Source organism: Bradyrhizobium sp. CCGUVB1N3 (assembly GCF_024199925.1).
Lineage (GTDB): Bacteria > Pseudomonadota > Alphaproteobacteria > Rhizobiales > Xanthobacteraceae > Bradyrhizobium.
In genome coordinates this window covers 996,487-1,014,476 of record NZ_JANADR010000001.1, presented here as the reverse complement: position 1 = coordinate 1,014,476, position 17,990 = coordinate 996,487, and the positions used below count along the sequence as shown (strand labels likewise).

The following is a 17,990-nucleotide window of genomic DNA, read 5'->3' as shown; positions in this document are numbered from 1 at the left end:
TTAGTGAGAAGGCGCCAACGCGAACTTCTCGTTCTTCAATACGATTTCGCTAATGTCGGAGTAAAATGAGTAGAGGTTTGGCCCTCTGATCGGCGCGAGGCCTGGATGGGCTGAATTGTTTCGAAACTCGAAACAGTGACGGAGGCGCTGATGCTGGTTGTTATCGATCAGTTGAAGATATTCGAGCACCCACAACAAGTCGGTATCGAACACGGTTTGCAGTTCGGACCTTGATTGGATTGACTGCTTTTTCGTGAAGAATTTGAACCGGCCAGTAGTCTTTCCAGCCATCTCGACGGTCGCCTGACTGAATTTATCAAAGCCGACTTCTTCGATCTTCTTGTGAATGCGAGCGATGGTCGCGCACCACCCGAGCACGACGCAGGCACGGAGCGCGTTGACCGTAAGACACCGCTGCGCCTCGTCTAGGTATTCGCCTTCGTCGGACGTGAGTCCCTCGACGTAAGGGGCAATGCTAAGCGTTCCGGTGGATGCGAACGATGTTATTTCGATATTGTGGACAATGTCCTTGTAGACGTTGCCGCACTCCGCAATGTGAACCGCCACGGGTTTGCCGGAGGCTCCAACTCCTGAGAGGATGGAGCCATGACAAGCAAGACGACGAACAAGTTTTCACCCGAGGTCCGGGCTCGTGCGGTTCGGATGGTTCTGGATCATGCGAGCGAGCACCCGTCGCGGTGGGCGGCCGTGACCTCGATTGCGGCCAAGATCGGCTGCACACCGCAGACGCTGCACGACTGGGTCAAGAGGGACGAAGTCGATAGCGGACACCGGGCCGGCGTTCCGACCGACATGGCCGAGAAGCTGAAGGCGCTGGAGCGGGAGAACCGTGAGCTTCGGCAGGCGAATGAGATCCTGCGCAAGGCGAGCGCGTATTTTGCGATGGCGGAGCTCGACCGCCGGTCCAAGCCATGATCGCCTTCATCGACGATCATCGTGGGGCGCATGGGGTCGAGCCGATCTGCAAGGTCTTGCCGATCGCCCCTTCGACCTACCACGCCCATGTGGCCAGGCGGCGCGATCCTGCCAGGCTGTCGGCGCGCGCCAGGCAGGACGCTACCCTGAAGATCGAGGTTCGGCGGGTGTTCGATGAGAACTTCCGGGTCTATGGCGTGCGCAAGGTCTGGCGGCAGCTCGAGCGGGAAGGCTTCGATGTTGCCCGCTGCACGGTGGCGCGACTGATGCGGGACATGGGTTTGCAAGGAGTCATCCGCGGCAAACCCGTCAAGACCACGATCAGCGACAAGGCCGCGCCATGCCCGCTGGATCACGTCAACCGCCAGTTCAGGGCGCCAAGGCCGAACGTTCTTTGGCTCTCCGACTTCACCTATGTCGCGACCTGGACCGGCTTCGTCTACGTCGCCTTCGTCATCGATGCCTACGCCCGCAGGATCGTGGGGTGGCGGGTCTCGCGCACGGCGCATGCGGGCTTCGTGCTCGATGCGCTGGAACAGGCCCTGCACGATCGCCGGCCGGTCCATCGCGGCGGGCTCGTGCACCACAGCGACAGGGGCAGCCAATACGTCTCGATCAAATACACCGAGCGTCTGGCTGAAGCTGGTATCGAACCTTCTGTCGGCAGCGTCGGGGACTCCTATGACAACGCTCTCGCCGAAACCATCAACGGCCTCTACAAGGCCGAGGTGATCCATCGGCGCGGGCCATGGCGCAGCTTCGAGTCCGTCGAGTTCGCGACGCTGGAATGGGTGGACTGGTTCAACAACCGAAGGCTCCTCGAGCCCATCGGCAACATCCCGCCGGCCGAAGCCGAGCAACGCTACTACGCCATGCTGGAACAACCCGCCATGGCGGCATAACTTAAACCAAATTGCCTCCGGCAAACCCGGGGCGGTTCAGTATCTTCTAAACAAGCAGGTCTTCTGGAAAGACTCAAAGGACACCCCGAGCTACGCCAACCAAATAGGAAAGCTCGGTCATGAAGATCCAAGCCTGCGCCGGATATTCAGAAAGTGGCTCGGCCTAGGCCGCACCGGTCATCAAGCACCAAATCGATCTCGAAGCCCGTAGGATGGGTGGAGTGAAGCGATACCCATCAAACTCGGTCAGGTGATGGGTTTCGCAAGGGCTCAACCCATCTCCACCTGCTCCCGCAAGACGCATGCCAAAAAAAAACAAGAGCCTCCTTCCTCGCCTTCGACACTGGCTCAACTCACCTATCCCTTTCGCTCTCGAGCGAAGCGTCATCTGCAAGCCGCAGCGCGTAGGGTAGGTTAGCGAAGCGTAACCCACCTCTCTTTCGTTTCCGCTTGGGCAAACAGTGGTGGGTTACGCCTTCGGCTAACCCACCCTACGAGCTAGGGAACGCGAGGTCGATTAAGTGCGCTGTCAACGCTACTCCGCTGACGCTCGACCTCCGCACTGAGGCACAAGGTCATCAATTGATTGCCGGTCCTTTGCGGTCCGACGCCGCCGTTCGCTGCGGCCGCGGTGTGAGGACGCTCAGTTGATGCGGTGATAATGCAGTGGTCGTGACCTGAGCCTGCCCTTGGACCTGGGCCGCGCCCAGCACACCGACCTGAACCGGCGAGATCGGCAGTCCGTTTGCTTCATAGATCGGCAACTCGGCTGCGGAGCTCGCAGTCATATGGGCGATCGAGATCGCAGCGGTTGCCGCAATGATGAGTGACAGCTTCCTCACGGAAATTCTCCTGGTGGCTTTTGGAGAACCGGAGTTATGCATCCCTCCTGCATCGTCAATGACATGACGCGCGTCATATTAAAACATGATCGTGACCGGCAGCAAGCGCGGCTCGTGCGCAAGCGAGGCCCGACATTGATCGCTTGCTTCACGCGAGCGTTTCATGTCGCGACTGTGCGCAAGCCTAGTGATTGCTGCTCAAGTTCCCTGCGGGACGAGAATAATCTTTCCGGCCGTCGCCGCGCAGCACGCACCCGCAGGATTGGCAACGCCTTCTCACAGGGCCATCACTATTTTCTGAGCAAGCACCACCCGCTTCATAGAGTGGGGTTGGCCGAAGGCGTAACCCACCACGCCCCACGAAGATGATGGGCTTCGCAAGCTCGTAGGATGGGTAGCTCGTAGTAGCCCGTAGGATGGGTAGAGCGCAGCGAAACCCATCAATTGCCGCTGCAAAGAGGATGGGTTTCGCAAGGGCTCAACCCATCCTACGTGCCGTTGTTTGGATTTGCTCGAATTGAATCAGGCTGCCTTGGCGGCCTGTTCCGGCGCTGCCGACTCCATCGCTCTCATGTAGAGATCAAGCAGGGATTCTCGCTCGTCACGCTCGTCCTCGTCCTGCTTCCGCAGCTTGATGATCTCCTTGAGGATCTTCACGTCGAAACCCTCGGCCTTGGCTTCCGAAAACACTTCCTTCTTCTGCTCGTTCAACTCCTGCAATTCGGTATCGAGATTCTCGATCCGCTCGACGAACGACCGAATTTTTCCGCCGGGAATGGTGACGTCAGACATGGTGCCTCCCTGTTGAATGAGGCCGTGAAAATGACTGCAAAGGAATGACCAATGTATTAACCGACGGACCTCGCACCGCACGCAGGAACCCGCGCAACCGACAAGGCGTCAACGAGCGTCAGGCGGAATCGTAACCCACCTCTTTGCCTTCCGTGCGCTGAGAGACGTGGTCGGTTACGCCTTCGGCTAACCCACCCTACGAGCTATGCAGGAAATCCGTTCTGCATCTGACTCCGCTTCGTTCTCAAAGAACGAATCGGAATCGCGCAAATCAGCTATCGGCAAGTCTTAACGTTCTATTTTCTTGCTAAGGCTTCGAATGAGATTCAGCCCGCAGAATGGGTCGAGCGAAAGCGAAACCCATCAACCGCGGGCCAAGACGATGATGGGTTTCGCAAAGGCTCGACCCATCCTGCGAGCTATTCAGCTTCGCATCGGTCGATGGCCGATCACCACATCCCCGGAATGTGATCGTTGTTCACCACCAGTACGGCCACCGCCAGCCCTCATAGAGGACCCACGACGACACCAGCGGCGGGGCGTTTGGATCGACCCGGTCGTCTTCAGGGCGATAACGATACCGTGGAACAATATAATAATCCCACGGAGTTGGCCTGAGTACGGGCGCCGTGACAACAAGCCTCGGCTGTGGTTCACGAACGATTTGGGCCTTCCGCGCCCGGGCTTCAGCACCAGACGTTCCAAGGGTACACAGCCCCAGGGCCATTCCGAGAGCACACGCGACGGTCATTATCTTCATGCGTCGGCCTCCTTCACGCAGAGTGCTAAAGGACGCAAAGCAACGCAAGCTAATTTGCTCCCGACATGCTCGAATGACCGCTATTGCCTCTGGCGGACTTCGGCCGCCGCGCGCACCAGACCGGCTTGCGACCCGAAATCGACATCTTATTCCCCAAGACCCATGCCCAAGATCCATGCCAAGAAAAAGCAAGCCCCTCCTCCCTCGCCTTCGCAGCGTCCGGCGAGGCGCTCGGTGGGTGCGAAAGACATTCGCGCGAGCACCGCGGATGGTTCGTATCGCGGCTGTCGCGGCAATGCTGCTTGCGGTCTTGGCGCTGACGAACATCGTCTATCACGTGATCCGCAAGCCGACTGAGCTGTTCTTCCTTGTCGGCAACTCCCTCGACAAGGAGCCGGCCGAGACGTGGCGGCAATACGGGCCGCTGTTCCGCAAGCATTCCACCGATACGATCACGCCCGAATTGCTGGCCGCGCTGGCGCAGGTCGAGAGTTCCGGCAATCCGGTCGCGCGCACCTACTGGCGCTGGCGATTGAGCCTCAATCCCCTCGCGCTTTACCAGCCCGCCTCCAGCGCCGTCGGCCTCTACCAGATGACCAATCCGGCCTACGCCGAGGCTATCAGGTTCTGTATCCGCGGCAACGCGGTCACGGATAGCGGCTGCGGGTTCGCCAGCCTCTATGTCCGCGCGATCCCGAGCCACGCCATCGAGCTGGCATCGGTGTATCTGGACCGCAACGTGGCTGCGGTTCTTGCGCTTGCGGGCGATGTGAAGGCAAGCGCGCAGCAGAAACAGGATCTCGCCGCGCTGATCCATCTCTGCGGCGCAGGTCCCGCCCTGGCCTACGCACGCCGTCACTTTCAGATGATCGCCGGCGAGCGCTGCGGCGATCACCTCGTCGCGGCCTACGTCGCCAGGGTCAACGCGATGAAGCGGCAATTTCTGCGCCTTGCGGCGGATGACGGCGATTAGCTCGTAGCCTGTAGGGTGGGCAAAGGAGCGCAAGCGACGTGCCCACCACTTCTGCGCCATGGCGACCAAAGAGGTGGGCACGCTTCCGCTTTGCCCACCCTACAGACCTGCAGCCACAGCATCGCCTAGACGGTTTTCTTAGCCCGCAGCGTTTCGTGCGGGTGGCGGCGATCGCCACGTCGATTCGACTTGCGAACGTAGGTGACGAGCGCCTCGGGGTTCTCGATCTTGATCTTCAGCGCCGCGACCAATGCGTCCTCGGCGTCGATCGTGAGCGCCTTGGCGCGCATCCCGAGCTTCAACCCGACGGTATAGGATGTCATGGCAGGCTCCTCTCGATCGATGCCGCAAGGCAAAACCGGATCACGACTGTTCTATCAGGATCGGCGAACCCAGCTCATCGAAACGAAAGAGCTGGAAGACCCGCTGTCCGCTAAAGTCGAGGACCCTCAGATCGTCTGTCTCGTGCAGATTGCTTTCGACCGCCTGAAAATGCCCGCCATAACGCTCTCTGGCGAGCGACAAGGGAACCTCGAACGCGACGAACTTGCCGATACCTTTCCGCCTGAGCACATCGAGGAGCCCCTGGTCGCGCAAGGACTCGTGCGACGTGAGAATAAGCAGCGGCCCGCTGGCCGTGAGCAGCAAAAGCGATTTCATCGCATCCTCCTTTGCGCCCTATCTGATTTTCGCCAGGCACTCCTTCAGGCGCTCCAGCTCCGTGCGAACCTGCGCCTCCATGGCGTCCTGTAATGCGAGTATGCCCCTGCTGGACAATTCCGCAGAGGCCTTTCTGTCCAGATTCTGCTTCCAGTCCCGGATGGCTTGCTTGGTGGCCCTTTGGGCCTCCGACGTCGCCTTGAGGTACTCCTTCGTGCAGGCGTCGGCCATCGCGCATGTCTGGCACTCCTGGGCGGCGGCCGGACTCAAAAGAAGCAAGGCGAGTATCGCGGTAAGGAGCCTCATGGCGATTCCTCCCGCCATAGCATACCACGTCGCAGGGATGCCGAGGGGACAACGCGCGGCTGTAAACCGATCGGGGAACAGCTCCGTGTAGTCAATCCATAGCCCGGCCGAGGGCCGCCTTAATTTCTCCCTCGCGCCCGCGTTGTCTTGGACGGCGGCGAGAACTATCCTCTTGATCGGACTGCCGCACTCGTTCCGTTGACGCAAGGCTGAGTGGAGAGCGCATCGGTGCCTGAGACGCACGACCCGAAGCCGGATGATCCGAAGCCGGATGATCCGCAAGGCCCGCAGCCCGCCGATGTCGAGCTGGCGCGAGCCCATGAACGGATCAAAAGCGCCAATGAAGAACTTGCGCGGCTGGACCGACTGGTTTCCGGATTGGAACGTGGCAGCGACAGCCCGCCGGCCCCGCAGGTCAAGACCGGTGCGGAACACGGCGCTCCCTTAACCGCGCCCTCGGACGTTCCCTTGAACGTTCCCTCGGACTCTCCCTTGGACAAGGCGCCGGCGCCAGAGAGCAAGGTCTACCATCAAGGCCTGAAAGAGAACCAGCCCGTGCTGCGAGCCTTCGTTGGCCTGTTGCTGGCGATAGGCATCCTCGGTGCTGCGTTCGCTTCGCAATATCGCGATGAGGCCAAGGCGATCATGGCGCGATGGGCCCCGCCGGGCGCGAGCCCGTCCCCGGAGGTGTCCGAGGTTCGCAGTCCTCCGACGCCGCCAGCAGTCCAGCTCGCTGCTGCGGATGAGCCGACGTCCGTGCCGGCACCGCCGGTCGCCAAGGAAGCGGAAAAGAAAGCGGCCAAGCAGGCGGAAAACGCTCCGCCGCCCGTCGCCACATCGCCCGACCCAGCATCCGCCGAGCTTACACAATCGCTCAAGACCATCACCGATGCACTTGCGAGCATCAACGAAAAGCTCGAGCAACAGAAGAGCCGCAACGAGCAGACGCTTCGCGAGCAGGCCGACGCCATTCAACAGCTCAAGACGGCGCAGGAGAAAGGTGCCGAGGACAACGCACGCATCGCTGCTCAGGTCCAGGCGCTGCAGACACAGCTTACGACCTTACCCGCGAAACCCGTCGTGCGCAGCGTGATGAAGGAGAACGATACGGCTGCGCGTCAGCGCATTCCCGCAGCCGTACCTCGGCGGTCGAGGCCGCCACGAGAACGCTGGATGCCGCCGCCATACAGGCTCGATCCTTACGACGATCCGTATTGGTGAGCCTGTAGCCTCGTAGGGTGGGTTAGCCGAAGGCGTAACCCACCAACTGTTCCTCCGCGTTGAGACAAATTGGTGGGTTACGCTTCGCTAACCCACCCTACGCACTTCGCTCAGAAAAATCCCGGGCTGAGATCCAGCCCGTATGTCAGGCTCAGCACGAACACGAACAGCGCGGCCGCGGCGAACAGCGCCACATGCCTGAGAATGAACCCACGCGACGACTGCGTGGCAATGACGGCTTTCTGCGCAACGGACATGACGGCCTCCAGTATGATTGCAAAAAATGGCCGCTCAAGATGCGGCGGCCGCATCAAGCAGCGCGATCTGCAAATCAACCATTAAAGGGATCACGTCCGTTTTGAACGGCCGTACATAGGCAACGAACCACCCGCCATCCGGGCTACCCTGCGCCTCGCCTCACTTGCCCGTCGGTACCCAGTCCACCTTGCTGAGGTCCGGGAGTTCAGGATGACGCGTGTCGGGCGTTTCGGTCCTGTAGAAATTGACGAAATCCCTGATAGCGACGAACTCGGCGCGGTGACGGTCCCGCACGGGGCCGGGAATCGAGGCCAGGCCTGCGAAAATCGGTGCGATCAGGTTGAACTCCCCGGGCATCTGGTTTTCACCCTTGTCGTGAAACCGCCTCACATCGGCAAACGCCGAGAGCCCTGCCCTCCAGCACTTCTCCTGCACATCCTCATCCAGCGCTGCCGGCTTCAGGGTCAGCAGATAGACGGGGTACAAGGACGGGGAGCCGTTGACATCGAGCTCGCGTGCGACCTGTCTCACCCAATCGGGATGTTTCTCGAGGCGCGCCAGAATCACCTTTGTGTCTGCCTCATTGTCCGGGTAGTGCACGATGTAATCGACACTGGGCGGGATAGGCCAGACCGCCGCAGCCAGCGAGCCGGCGATGCCGATGACGAATATTGCGCGCGAGCCGAGATATCCTCCCACGATCACCGTCAGAGGCAGCAGGATCATCAAAGAACTAAAAACCCATTGGAAAGCCGCAATGGATTTGTCGACGCTGCGGATGAGAAGCTCGAACATGCAGATTTCCAGCACGATGAGTCCGACCATCGGCAGCAGAAATCGCAGAACGCCGTAAGGCGCCCACGCATGCAATCTTCCGTCGATCAGCAGAACCATGAACGCGGCTGACAACGCCAGCCAGCGCAAGGGGGGAATGAAAAACACGATGCCGAGGCCGGCTTCCCGCCCCCCATTAAAGGGGCTGGGCACTCCCGGTATTTGCTCGACGAGGGCCCAGAACCACAGGGTGACCAGGAAGCCGACAATCAGCAAGGACGTCGCGAGCGCGGTCTTCATATCCATCTGGTCACCTTGGTGATGAATGCGGATGAGCGTGGCATTGCCCGGATGAAGCGGCTTGTCCGCCGTAGCTCAACGAGCGAAGGCGGAAGCGAAATCCGGACTATGGTGACGGGGCGTCGCCAAAAACCGCGATGATGGAATAATGCCGGTGATTTGCCCGACGCGTCAAGCGAATTCGTAAAATCCGCAAACGCGTCACAGGGGTGGTCGGCTACTTTGCATGGGGTTGTTTTCGAGCTTTTTGTTTTGCCCCCCACCCGACCCTCTCCGCTTCAGGCAGGGCTATCGCATATCGATTGGTGAACGTGCTCGGCCTCATGGTTCGAGACGCGCCGCAAGCGGCGCTCCTCACCACGAGGGTCTAGGATTTTGCCGCGAAACTAGACCTCATCCTGAGGAGCCCGCCAACGGCGGGCGTCTCGAAGGATGGGCCGCAAAGAGGCCGCTCATCCGGTTCTTTTTCATTTGCGATTGTCTCCCCGCTTCAGGGGATCTCGTACACCGACACCCGGTCCGCGATGCCGCTCAGCGCAACGCTGCGTCGCGTTGGCCTTAGTCCGCCCGCCTCCAGCAGCGTCCGCGCGCCGGCATGCTCGACCACCGGCTCGGTCACCACGATCGCGCGTGAGGCGGCGAGGCCCTGGACGCGCGAGGCGATGTTGACGGTCTGGCCAAAATAATCCTGCTGGCCGTTGAGCGTGACCGCCAGGCACGAGCCCTCGTGGATGCCCATCTTCAGCAGCAGGCCCTGATACTGGCGCTCGGCGCCGAGCTCGCTCATCGCCTCGCGCATGCGGATGGCGGCGGCAATGGCACGATCGGGCGTCTCGAAGGTCGCCATCACGGCATCGCCGATGGTCTTGACGATGGCGCCGCGTTCGGAGGCGATGATCTCCTGCATGAGGCGGAAATGCTCGTTGACGAGATCGAAGGCGACGAGGTCACCGACATGCTCGTAGAGCCCGGTGGAGTCCCGCAGGTCCGAGAACAGGAAGGTCAGGCTGAGGATCTTCAGCCGCTGGCCGATGGCGAGCGTGTCAGTGCGGTAGAGATCGCGAAAGGTCTGGTTGGTGAGCAGGCGCTTTGCCGTCAGCGCCGGCTTGCGCCGCGTCAGGAGATCGTCGAGCGCCTTGTTCGCGACCCAGACCGCCGGCAGCACGCGGCCATCGGTGCGGTTGTCCAGAGCCAGCCGCAGCGGCCCGGGGCGCAAGGTGACAGCCTCGGCCGGCGTCTCTGCCTTGTTGAAGATCATCGCGAGGTTTTGCCGCTCGCTGGTCTCCTCGCCCTTGATATCGAGGAACTGGGCGGTGTGCGTCACGGGATCGAACACGATCAGCGTGCCCTCGGGCACATGCAGGGACAGGATGGCCCGCTCGCCCGGCGGCAGGTCGAAGGTCTCGAGCGTCACCTCGCGCAGCAGCGTCTCCAGATCGCCCGGCAGATCGATGGCCGAGCTCCAGAAGATCTGGCGATAGTAATCGGCCAGCGACAATTCGTCGGGATTGTGGGCCGCGATCTTGCGCACGCGCGGACTGATCGTGAAGGTCACCTCGACCAGATTGTCGAGCGTGGTCTCATAGCCCGCGGCGCAGAAGGCGCAATGATATTGCGGGCTGTTGAGGGTCTTCAGGCTCTTGTTGGCGGACAGCACACCGGCGCAGCTCGGGCAGATCACGCTCCACGTCATCTCCGCCATGCCAAGTTGCACCGCGTGCAGCAGGCCTGCGACGACGCGCTCCTCGTCGAGGCCGGCATGTGCGGCGAGGTCCAGCGCGTTCATGCGGTTCAAGGCGTGGTCCGGCGCCTCCCGCACCATGCGTTCGAGCATGTCGACGACGCCTTCGTCGGCCGACTGACGCAACACACCAAACAGGGTTTCGATTTCGCTCATGCGATGATGTTACCTCAGGGAATGCCGGGCAGAACGCCGTCCCTCATCAGGTATGCCGGGAGCGGCAAGGCACAAGCGGTATCATGTGATTGCTGCGTCGCGATGTCAGCACATTTCCGTGCCGGACCGGGGGGAGCGACTTGATTTACCCGGATACGAACCTACGGTGCGCCTCGCCCGAACGGGCTCAAGAGGATGACGATGACTGACACCACGAAATGCCCCACCTGCAGGTCCGAGCACGCCTATCAGGATCGCGATCTCTGGGTCTGCCCGGAATGCGGCCATGAATGGAGCACCACTGCGGATGCGGCCGCGGACGCCACGATCGAGGCGGGCGTGCGCGACGCCAACGGCAATGCGCTTGCCGACGGCGACAGTGTCATCGTGATCAAGGATCTCAAGATCAAGGGATCGTCATCGGTCGTCAAGGGCGGCACCAAGGTCAGGAACATCCGTCTCCAGGACGCCACCGACGGGCACAACATCGCCTGCAAGATCGACGGCATCGGCGCGATGAATTTGAAATCGGAGTTCGTGCGGAAGGCGTAACGCCGGCAGCATCGATGGAAGCGAGGACCACCATGAACGGCAATCGCTACTACGGGGTTCGGGTCGAGGGCGCGAAATACGGCGTGGGCTTCGGCTCGGCGCTTGCCATCGCGATCTCCTACACCAAGAACCATTCGATCCTGTGGGCGATCATCCACGGCATTCTGGGCTGGATCTACGTGATCTACGCCGCGCTGTTCGGCTGATCGGCCCTATGGCCGCTGGATTCCTGTTTACAAAACTTCGGATTTACGGTACATCAGCTCAATCCTGATGCGAACCGCCAGCGGTAGCCCGGATTGCGCTTCGCTCCATCCGGGCTACGAAGTTTGGCAGCTCTTGCTACTTCAACGCCGTCGCAAGCGCGGTGAGCTTTTCAACCAGATTGGTGCCGAGCGCGTAAATGACTTCGATGATGGCAAGCGCGATGCCGGCGGCGATCAAGCCATACTCGATCGCGGTCGCGCCGGACTCGTCAGCGATAAATTCTTTGAAAATGCGCTTCAATTTCATGTCCTTTCCAGTTGTGCGGGGTATCGCCTGCACGCAACCGGATAGAAGCTGCAATCTACGATTGAGTTAATTTGGGTCTGTCAATTGACGACAAGCGCGACGAAGGCTGCGCTGGTATCATGTTCGCGGAACGAGCCGGCAGGATGGATCGGCCAAACGGCTGGGCCCACCCTGCTCTTTCGGATCTCGCTCAACGTGCAGTGCCGGTCGTGACCGGCGCGGTCGTTGCGGTCTTAACCTTGGCGCGCGGCGCCAACACGCTCACCTGGTGCGGGGACGGCGCGGTGGTTGCGGCCGCCTGTTCCGTCAGGTGCGCGGCGCCGAGCAGGCGGACCTGCACGGAAGAGGCCGGGAAGCCATTGGCCTCATAGCTCGGCAACTCCGCGGCGAAGGCGGCGGTGACAGCGGCGACCGACATGGCCGCGGCTGCGAGGGTTAACGAAACTGTCTTCACACCGAATCTCCTGGGTAGAACTTGAGATCCGGAGCTATGCCTCCATGTTGCGAGGCGGTAGCCCGTCTTGCTGCATTGCAACAATGCAGTTTCCGCAGGCGGCTCGGACGGGGATGGCTGCGGCCTGGCGTTCATCCCGCCAAATCTGATCACATCGCCGCCACGCCGGCGACAAGCCGCCATCGCGATTTCAGCGCAAACACGGCGGAGGCTTGCAGCTTCATCGATTTGGGGAGTCATTTTGTAATGTTGAGTGCCGACCACACCAAGCCGACCGGAAAATCCGGCCAGCGTAACCGGAAGAAAAAGACGAGGCAGACCAAGGCCGACGAGCAACAACCGACCGCAACGGATCAGTTGCCGGATCCTGCGCCGGAGACCATCCAAGCGACCGAGCCGGAGACCGACGTCGACCTCGATCTGCAACTCCCGTCGACTGAAGTTTCTGCCATTGAGGCAGCAAACGTGCCGACCGCTTCGATGGAACTCGTCCCGGTCAGCGTTCAGTCGATTGCAAACGCCTATGGCGACTACACCAGGAGGTCGCTGGAACACGCATGGTCCTTCGTCGGGAGGCTTGCGAGCGCGCGTTCACCCGCGGAGGTGTTTGAGCTTCAGATCGAATTCGCGAAGCAGGCATGTGAAACCTTGGCCGTAGAAGCCCAGAAAATTGCCGACCTGCACGGCCAATTGGTCGCGCAGAGGGTCGTAAATCTTGAGGGCTTCGTGGCCAGGATCACTCAGACCACGCTGGAAGTCCGTGCAACACGGCACTAGCCGATAGTCCCGTATCCCGAGACCGCCAGGCTCTCGCAAAAAAAGAGAGACCGCCCGAAAGCGGTCTCTCAGCCCCGGATCAAGGGGACCAGATCCGGGGAACTAGGCGCTTTCGGATACCTGCTCCTGCTCGGCGGGCTCCTCCTCCGTGGAGGAAACGCTGCCGGAGGCTTCCATTCTGCGCTTCACCTGCTCGCATGTCTTGCGGACGTCCTCGGTGAACAGGGCGCATTCTTCGATCCTCTTGAAGATCTTGCGTCCTTCTTCACGGTAGCCCGCGGCCGTTTCGCGCATATACGCGATCGCATCGTGCACGTGGGCCGTCAGTTCCTCGCATTTCTGCGCAGCGCCGATCAACTCGGCCCCCATCGCCTCAATCTCTTTTGCGGCGGATTCATAGTCGCGAATAACCGCCTCTGCGCTGAGGGCGCCTACGCGCGTAACGCCCTCGGTGTGTTCGACATAATCAGGCAATGCAATTGAAGCTAATGAACTTCCCTGACGAACCGTCGCAATGTCCGCCTCAAGTTGAACCAGGTTTACCGAGTCCTTTCTTCGCAATTGTTCTACACTTGCCATGGGTAGGTTCTCCCGATACGCGCCCCGAACAACCCCAACACTCGCAATGTATTACGGGGACAACCGACCTTCTAACTGTATGTGTTCTTGACGGCCTGAAGTTTGCCGCATTTCTGGGGCGTCCCGCTTGACACCTATAGATAACAAGACTAGCAGCCGCTCAACCTGTTGGCGAAACGAGGCACATCTCCTCCGATCCGGCTTGATGCGTGTGCGCGAGCACCGCAAACACATGATCGACCGCCAGCCGAACCGCCCTCTCGACCGTCGCTCCCTTCGCAAGCCCCGCCGCCACGAGCCCCGACAGCAGATCCCCCGTTCCGCACGGCCGGATCGGCAGCCGTGCTGTCGCAAAGCGCGATAGTTTTTCGTGCTGGCAGAGGATCGTTTCCACCTGCCCTGCTTGGGTGTCGTCGAGCGTGCAGCCGGTGGCGATGACGCCTCGCGGGCCCTGCGCCGCGATGGCAGCGCTCGCGGCCAGCAGGCTGGAGGCATCATTCACCGCAATACCGGACAGCAGTTCCAGCTCGAACTGGTTCGGCGCGATGAAGGTCGCGGCCGGCACGAGCCGCTTGCGGATCACATCCAAAATGCCGTCGGCAACGTAGACCTTGCCGTCGTCGCCGATCACGGGATCGCAGAGATAGACAAGCTTTGGATTTCGTCGCAGCGCGCGCTCGACGAAATCGGCGATGACGTCTGCGTTTGCAGGCGAGCCAAGATAGCCGGTGAGAAGGACGCTTCCCCGCTCGACAAGACCCCGCTCCTCGACGCCGAGCAGGAGATCGGCCACGAGCTCCGCATCCAGCACGCGGCCGCGCAGCGTTGGATAGCGCGGATGGTTCGAGAGCAATGTCGTCGGCACCGCCGCGACATTCACGCCCTCCGCCTGCATGGGATAGACGGCGGCCGAATTGCCGACATGGCCGTGAACGACCTGGCTTTGAATGGAGATAACGAGCATGTGCGCGATTTGACTGGAGATAGGTGGAGCGACAGCGATACTCATCAATTGCTCCACGAAGATGATACCTTTCGCAAGGGCTCAACCGCGCCCCTGTGCGAGGTGAATGCATTGTGGCGCGGGAAAAAGCGACTATAGTCCCTCCCCGCTGCCATACCGGACGTGCCGAAGTCCGCTTCGTTTTCAGGCAGCTTGCATGCCGTCGGCAGGCCTGAGCCTCGCCCTTGCGGGCATCTTTTTCAAAAAGCTGATTGTGCGCTCATCACCCCAACGGAGGGAACGATGCCATTGTTCATCACCTACGTCTCCTATTCGAATGCAGGCGTGAAGGGACTCGTCGAGAAGCCGTCTGATCGTTCCGAGGTCGTCAACAAGCTGGTCGAGAAGGCTGGCGGCAAGCTGCTTGGCGCGTTCATGACCACCGGCGCGCATGATGCCGTTCTCGTCACCGATATGCCCGACGGCTCCGATGCCATCGCGATCGGCATGGCGGCTGCTGCAAGCGGCGCGGTGTCGAAGATCGAAACGGTGCGCGCCTGGAAGATGGGCGAGTTCAAGGCTGTCGCGGAAAAGGCCTCGCGTCTCGCCGCCGTCTACACGCCGCCTGGCAAGTAGAGCCGGCAATCGCGCGCGACGCAGGCGCGCCTTGGCACAATTTGCACATTGTCATGGCCGGGCGTGTCCCGGCCATGACGACTGTTAGCGCGGCATCGCGCGTTAGGGGTTTGCATTAAGCGAAATCACAGTTCTTCATTTACGCGTGCAACAATTTTCCATTAAGGTCCACGCAACCGGGCAGGACGTTTCAGCTCGTGCGGATTTTGAAAACCCGGGGCTGGCTTTGCGATACCTACTTTGATTGGCTCTGCGCTTGTGACTTTGAAGGCCGCCGCTCGGCGGCCTTTTGTCTGAAACATCGGCGCTTAGCGACGGTCGACCAAGACTCTGCGGGAAACCGCATGGAACCCGCGCGTGTCCGCCGGGCCACACTCGCGTTGAAAAGCTCCGCACTCGCCTTTTGCGCCATTGCGCCGCCATATCCTCACCCGAACAATTGCTGCGTCGCTTGCTTGGCTGTTGCATCGGGTTCCGGCAGGAGCCTTTGGAGGCTGGGGTGATGAACGATCAGCGCTCTCTCATCGTGGCGGTGTCGTGCCCTGCGGCGGTTGTCGCGGGCTCCTTTGCATTCTGGCTCGTCGCGGTCGCCCCGGCGGCAATCGAGAACAGCAGCGCCAATGTCGCTGCGGAACTCCCCGCGCCACCTCTCGCCGCACACACTGAACTTGCCGACGTCCCAAGTGCTACGACCATGAGCGAGCCCGTCGCCGTGATCGACGTACCGACGATCGCGCTGCCCGCGGTAAGCACGACAACCGACACGGCACCGGCCGCGACCGTATCCGAGCCAGTCGTCAAGCTTGCATCGGCCGATCCAGTGCAAATGCTGCCGGCGGAAACTCCGCCGCAGCTCGCAAGTTCAAGCACGCCGGAACCCGTCACCACCACGGACACGCACGAGCCGGCCGTCAAGCTCGCTTCCGCCGATCCGACCGACATGCTGCCTGCGGAGACGCCGCCGCTCGCCGCCGCGAGCGCGACCACGCCAGGGCCCGCCGAGACCGACGCGAAAGCAACCACGCGCGAGGGGCCGGATCTGCTCGAAGCCGCCGACGAATGCCTCGTCGTCGACGTCTGCATCGACCGCTATCTCTGGGCGCTCTATCAGCGCACGCCCAAGGAGGACTCGATCAAGGTGCAGGACCGCCGTAGCGTCACGATCAAGCGGCGGGGCAAGATGGTGACGGTCATGCGGAGCTTCACCAAGCTCGTCGACGAGGATTTCGCCTGGAAGGATCCGAAGGCCGCGGACAAGGCCGGCATGTCGCTGATGGATTACGTGATCGGCGGCATGGACCGCAACTTCAAGCTCAAGCTGTTCCACACACTTCACGCCGCGCAGGCGGCGGGTCTCGAGCCCGGCATCACCAGCGCCTTCCGCGACGACTATCGCCAGTCAATCGCGAGTGGCCTGAAAGCCGCCTCCAACCGGTCGTATCATGGCGGCAGCACTCGCGGCGGTTACGGCCATGGGCTCGCCGCCGACATCGTGAGCGTCAAGGGCGAGAACCGCGCGCAACGCTGGGTCTCCACCGAATTGCTCTGGAAGTGGGTCGATGCCAATGGCAAGGCGCTTGGCATCGGGCGGCCCTATCTCGACCACGATCCGCCGCATGTCGGCCCGGTCGATGGTCAGGAATACGTCTCTCGCCGCGGTGGCACGCCGTCCAAGCAGGCTGCAGCCGATGCGAGGCCGCACAAGAAGCTTGCGGCAAGGAAGCTCGCGGCAGCGCGCAGATCGGCCAAGCACACGGCCACGCGCGAGACGCGGAGCCCTGCGAAACAGCCGCAAGCAGCCCGAGCCTCGAAAGTGCGTACGAGCTGAGCAGGTAGCCGCGTAGGGCCATTTACCTCTGCGGCACCGCCGCCGGCGGCCGCAGCGACGACCGGGGTGCACCGGCGGGCTTCGACGATTTCGCCGCCGCGCGTGGCTTTCCGGCAGGCGGGCTGTCCACGCTCTCCAGATACGCGGCAAGCGCCTTCGCCGAATCCGCGCTGCTCGCGTAATGGTCCTTGAGGAACCAGTAGAGCGTGAAGCTGAAGCGCCCCTTGGCAAGCCCGCGCGGACTGCGGTGGCAGCTCGCACAGCCATCTGCAAACAGTTTTTGCGGCGGCTTGCCCTCGTCGAGGTTCTGCGCACGGGCGATCGTCGCCGTCAGGAGGATTGCGGCGGCCACGCCAAACAGGGGCGCGATGAGCCCGCGCCCCAATCGATCAGATGACGTCAAAATCGTCCCCTATCCCCGTCAAGCAGCCGATCAGGCCGCCAGCAACGCCTCGAACTCGGCCGGCGCGTAGGCCTTGCCATCCTGGTCGGTGATCACGACCTGCCAGCCTTCGCTCGCCCACACCCGCGCCTTCGCCACGATCACGAGCCGGCTCTCACGCTCGAACCTATACGTCTCATTGTCGCGTTCTGCGACCATCTTGTAAGCCACGATCGTCCCCATCGCACGTCCCCTGCACCCCGCTTCTCACGTGCCAGCGGGCTTTGGCGGCAATTCGCCGGGAGCATGGCAATTTGGTGCCGTCCAGAGCATCGTGCAGCCTCGCGACCGCCGCCGCGGCACGCGAAACCGTCACGTCATCGATGGAGGGCGCGCTGGGCGGCGGTCAATGCACGCGAATGACGTGCGGCCGGCCGAGGTCGATCAATCCCTGTACCGCCGAGAGGCGGTCTTCCAATGCTGCAATCGTCACAAGCAAATTATTGCGCCGCTCGTCCAAGATTCCTTTTTCGGCGTCGGACAATTTCGTCCGCGTCCGCTGCTGGTCGAGATCGAGAAGCGAGCCGCGATATCCTGCGATCACGCGGGCGAGCTGCTTCGCCTCCTTCGACATCGATTTCATCGCGACATTTTGCCGGCGCGTCTCCGAGTGGCCTTGCTGTCTCATCGTCATCCTCCCGTAAG

At 61.5% G+C, this 17,990-nt stretch carries 24 protein-coding genes and 1 other annotated feature; of the genes, 8 read left to right on the top strand and 16 right to left on the bottom strand.

Annotation, left to right across the window (positions count from 1 at the left end; translation table 11 throughout):
- Positions 1 to 567 carry a hypothetical protein gene (locus tag NLM33_RS04785; RefSeq protein ID WP_254094989.1) on the bottom strand — a complete coding sequence of 189 codons (567 nt, stop codon included), beginning with the start codon at positions 565 to 567 and terminating at the stop codon, positions 1 to 3.
- A 39-nt stretch (positions 568 to 606) separates the two neighbouring features.
- On the opposite strand from NLM33_RS04785, the gene NLM33_RS04780 reads away from it, so the two are divergent.
- A protein-coding gene (locus NLM33_RS04780; RefSeq protein ID WP_254094988.1) for an IS3 family transposase occupies positions 607 to 1,838 on the top strand; the annotation gives its coding sequence in 2 pieces (ribosomal slippage) (positions 607 to 898 and positions 898 to 1,838; 1,233 coding nt in all).
- Positions 891 to 1,007, top strand: a sequence feature (AL1L pseudoknot). Its footprint overlaps the gene before it by 117 nt.
- Positions 1,839 to 2,416: 578 nt before the next feature.
- Here NLM33_RS04780 and NLM33_RS04775 read toward each other — a convergent pair.
- Both NLM33_RS04775 and NLM33_RS04770 read right to left on the bottom strand, forming a co-directional pair.
- Entirely contained in the window at positions 2,417 to 2,680 is a 264-nt protein-coding gene (locus NLM33_RS04775) for a hypothetical protein (RefSeq protein ID WP_254094987.1), read from the bottom strand.
- A 522-nt stretch (positions 2,681 to 3,202) separates the two neighbouring features.
- Positions 3,203 to 3,472 (bottom strand): DUF2312 domain-containing protein, encoded by a 270-nt coding sequence (locus NLM33_RS04770; RefSeq protein WP_254094986.1) that lies wholly within the window; start codon positions 3,470 to 3,472, stop codon positions 3,203 to 3,205.
- Positions 3,473 to 4,407: 935 nt separating this feature from the next.
- Here NLM33_RS04770 and NLM33_RS04765 point away from each other — a divergent pair.
- On the top strand, positions 4,408 to 5,205 hold the full coding sequence (locus NLM33_RS04765; RefSeq protein ID WP_254094985.1) for a transglycosylase SLT domain-containing protein: 798 nt from the start codon (positions 4,408 to 4,410) through the stop codon (positions 5,203 to 5,205).
- 125 nt (positions 5,206 to 5,330) lie between these two features.
- Here NLM33_RS04765 and NLM33_RS04760 read toward each other — a convergent pair whose 3' ends face one another.
- The 3 genes from NLM33_RS04760 to NLM33_RS04750 are packed head-to-tail and all read right to left on the bottom strand — an operon-like array spanning position 5,331 to position 6,171.
- Positions 5,331 to 5,528 carry a hypothetical protein gene (locus NLM33_RS04760; protein WP_254094984.1) on the bottom strand — a complete coding sequence of 66 codons (198 nt, stop codon included), beginning with the start codon at positions 5,526 to 5,528 and terminating at the stop codon, positions 5,331 to 5,333.
- Between the two features lie 40 nt (positions 5,529 to 5,568).
- Positions 5,569 to 5,865: a cytosolic protein gene (locus NLM33_RS04755; RefSeq protein WP_254094983.1), complete on the bottom strand. Its 297-nt coding sequence runs from the start codon at positions 5,863 to 5,865 to the stop codon at positions 5,569 to 5,571.
- A gap of 18 nt (positions 5,866 to 5,883) precedes the next feature.
- On the bottom strand, positions 5,884 to 6,171 hold the full coding sequence (locus tag NLM33_RS04750) for a hypothetical protein (protein ID WP_254094982.1): 288 nt from the start codon (positions 6,169 to 6,171) through the stop codon (positions 5,884 to 5,886).
- A 228-nt stretch (positions 6,172 to 6,399) separates the two neighbouring features.
- On the opposite strand from NLM33_RS04750, the gene NLM33_RS04745 reads away from it, so the two are divergent.
- Positions 6,400 to 7,392, top strand: coding sequence for a hypothetical protein (locus NLM33_RS04745; RefSeq protein WP_254094981.1), 993 nt, complete (start codon positions 6,400 to 6,402; stop codon positions 7,390 to 7,392).
- Between the two features lie 110 nt (positions 7,393 to 7,502).
- Here NLM33_RS04745 and NLM33_RS04740 read toward each other — a convergent pair whose 3' ends face one another.
- The 3 genes from NLM33_RS04740 to NLM33_RS04730 form a co-directional block, all read right to left on the bottom strand.
- Positions 7,503 to 7,649: a hypothetical protein gene (locus tag NLM33_RS04740; protein WP_254094980.1), complete on the bottom strand. Its 147-nt coding sequence runs from the start codon at positions 7,647 to 7,649 to the stop codon at positions 7,503 to 7,505.
- A gap of 160 nt (positions 7,650 to 7,809) precedes the next feature.
- On the bottom strand, positions 7,810 to 8,730 hold the full coding sequence (locus NLM33_RS04735) for a hypothetical protein (RefSeq protein ID WP_254094979.1): 921 nt from the start codon (positions 8,728 to 8,730) through the stop codon (positions 7,810 to 7,812).
- Positions 8,731 to 9,214: 484 nt separating this feature from the next.
- Positions 9,215 to 10,621 carry an adenylate/guanylate cyclase domain-containing protein gene (locus NLM33_RS04730; protein ID WP_254094978.1) on the bottom strand — a complete coding sequence of 469 codons (1,407 nt, stop codon included), beginning with the start codon at positions 10,619 to 10,621 and terminating at the stop codon, positions 9,215 to 9,217.
- A 201-nt stretch (positions 10,622 to 10,822) separates the two neighbouring features.
- Between NLM33_RS04730 and NLM33_RS04725 the strand changes: the two genes are divergently transcribed.
- Together NLM33_RS04725 and NLM33_RS04720 are read left to right on the top strand one after the other, a co-directional pair.
- Positions 10,823 to 11,173 carry a zinc ribbon domain-containing protein YjdM gene (locus NLM33_RS04725; RefSeq protein WP_254094977.1) on the top strand — a complete coding sequence of 117 codons (351 nt, stop codon included), beginning with the start codon at positions 10,823 to 10,825 and terminating at the stop codon, positions 11,171 to 11,173.
- 14 nt (positions 11,174 to 11,187) lie between these two features.
- Positions 11,188 to 11,379 carry a hypothetical protein gene (locus NLM33_RS04720; protein ID WP_254094976.1) on the top strand — a complete coding sequence of 64 codons (192 nt, stop codon included), beginning with the start codon at positions 11,188 to 11,190 and terminating at the stop codon, positions 11,377 to 11,379.
- A gap of 136 nt (positions 11,380 to 11,515) precedes the next feature.
- Here the strand turns inward: NLM33_RS04720 and NLM33_RS04715 are convergent, their stop codons facing one another.
- Both NLM33_RS04715 and NLM33_RS04710 read right to left on the bottom strand, forming a co-directional pair.
- A complete protein-coding gene (locus NLM33_RS04715; protein WP_254094975.1) occupies positions 11,516 to 11,686 on the bottom strand; it encodes a Flp family type IVb pilin in 171 nt (56 codons plus the stop codon).
- A 190-nt stretch (positions 11,687 to 11,876) separates the two neighbouring features.
- The gene (locus NLM33_RS04710; RefSeq protein WP_254094974.1) at positions 11,877 to 12,140 is read right to left on the bottom strand and encodes a hypothetical protein; all 264 of its coding nucleotides are present in this window, start codon (positions 12,138 to 12,140) and stop codon (positions 11,877 to 11,879) included.
- 246 nt (positions 12,141 to 12,386) lie between these two features.
- On the opposite strand from NLM33_RS04710, the gene NLM33_RS04705 reads away from it, so the two are divergent.
- Positions 12,387 to 12,917: a phasin family protein gene (locus NLM33_RS04705; protein WP_254094973.1), complete on the top strand. Its 531-nt coding sequence runs from the start codon at positions 12,387 to 12,389 to the stop codon at positions 12,915 to 12,917.
- Between the two features lie 102 nt (positions 12,918 to 13,019).
- On the opposite strand, the gene NLM33_RS04700 is transcribed toward NLM33_RS04705, so the two are convergent.
- Positions 13,020 to 13,496, bottom strand: a complete 477-nt coding sequence (locus NLM33_RS04700) for a hypothetical protein (RefSeq protein ID WP_254094972.1) — start codon at positions 13,494 to 13,496, stop codon at positions 13,020 to 13,022.
- 160 nt (positions 13,497 to 13,656) lie between these two features.
- Positions 13,657 to 14,460 (bottom strand): pyridoxal kinase, encoded by an 804-nt coding sequence (gene pdxY, locus NLM33_RS04695; protein ID WP_254105650.1) that lies wholly within the window; start codon positions 14,458 to 14,460, stop codon positions 13,657 to 13,659.
- Between the two features lie 282 nt (positions 14,461 to 14,742).
- Between pdxY and NLM33_RS04690 the strand changes: the two genes are divergently transcribed.
- Both NLM33_RS04690 and NLM33_RS04685 read left to right on the top strand, forming a co-directional pair.
- Positions 14,743 to 15,075, top strand: a complete 333-nt coding sequence (locus NLM33_RS04690) for a GYD domain-containing protein (protein WP_254094971.1) — start codon at positions 14,743 to 14,745, stop codon at positions 15,073 to 15,075.
- A 502-nt stretch (positions 15,076 to 15,577) separates the two neighbouring features.
- Entirely contained in the window at positions 15,578 to 16,903 is a 1,326-nt protein-coding gene (locus NLM33_RS04685) for a hypothetical protein (protein ID WP_254094970.1), read from the top strand.
- Positions 16,904 to 16,925: 22 nt separating this feature from the next.
- On the opposite strand, the gene NLM33_RS04680 is transcribed toward NLM33_RS04685, so the two are convergent.
- The 3 genes from NLM33_RS04680 to NLM33_RS04670 form a co-directional block, all read right to left on the bottom strand.
- Positions 16,926 to 17,306 (bottom strand): hypothetical protein, encoded by a 381-nt coding sequence (locus NLM33_RS04680; RefSeq protein WP_254094969.1) that lies wholly within the window; start codon positions 17,304 to 17,306, stop codon positions 16,926 to 16,928.
- Positions 17,307 to 17,336: 30 nt separating this feature from the next.
- Positions 17,337 to 17,528 (bottom strand): hypothetical protein, encoded by a 192-nt coding sequence (locus NLM33_RS04675; RefSeq protein ID WP_254094968.1) that lies wholly within the window; start codon positions 17,526 to 17,528, stop codon positions 17,337 to 17,339.
- A 163-nt stretch (positions 17,529 to 17,691) separates the two neighbouring features.
- Positions 17,692 to 17,979 carry a hypothetical protein gene (locus NLM33_RS04670; protein WP_371929900.1) on the bottom strand — a complete coding sequence of 96 codons (288 nt, stop codon included), beginning with the start codon at positions 17,977 to 17,979 and terminating at the stop codon, positions 17,692 to 17,694.
- Positions 17,980 to 17,990 lie beyond the last annotated feature (11 nt).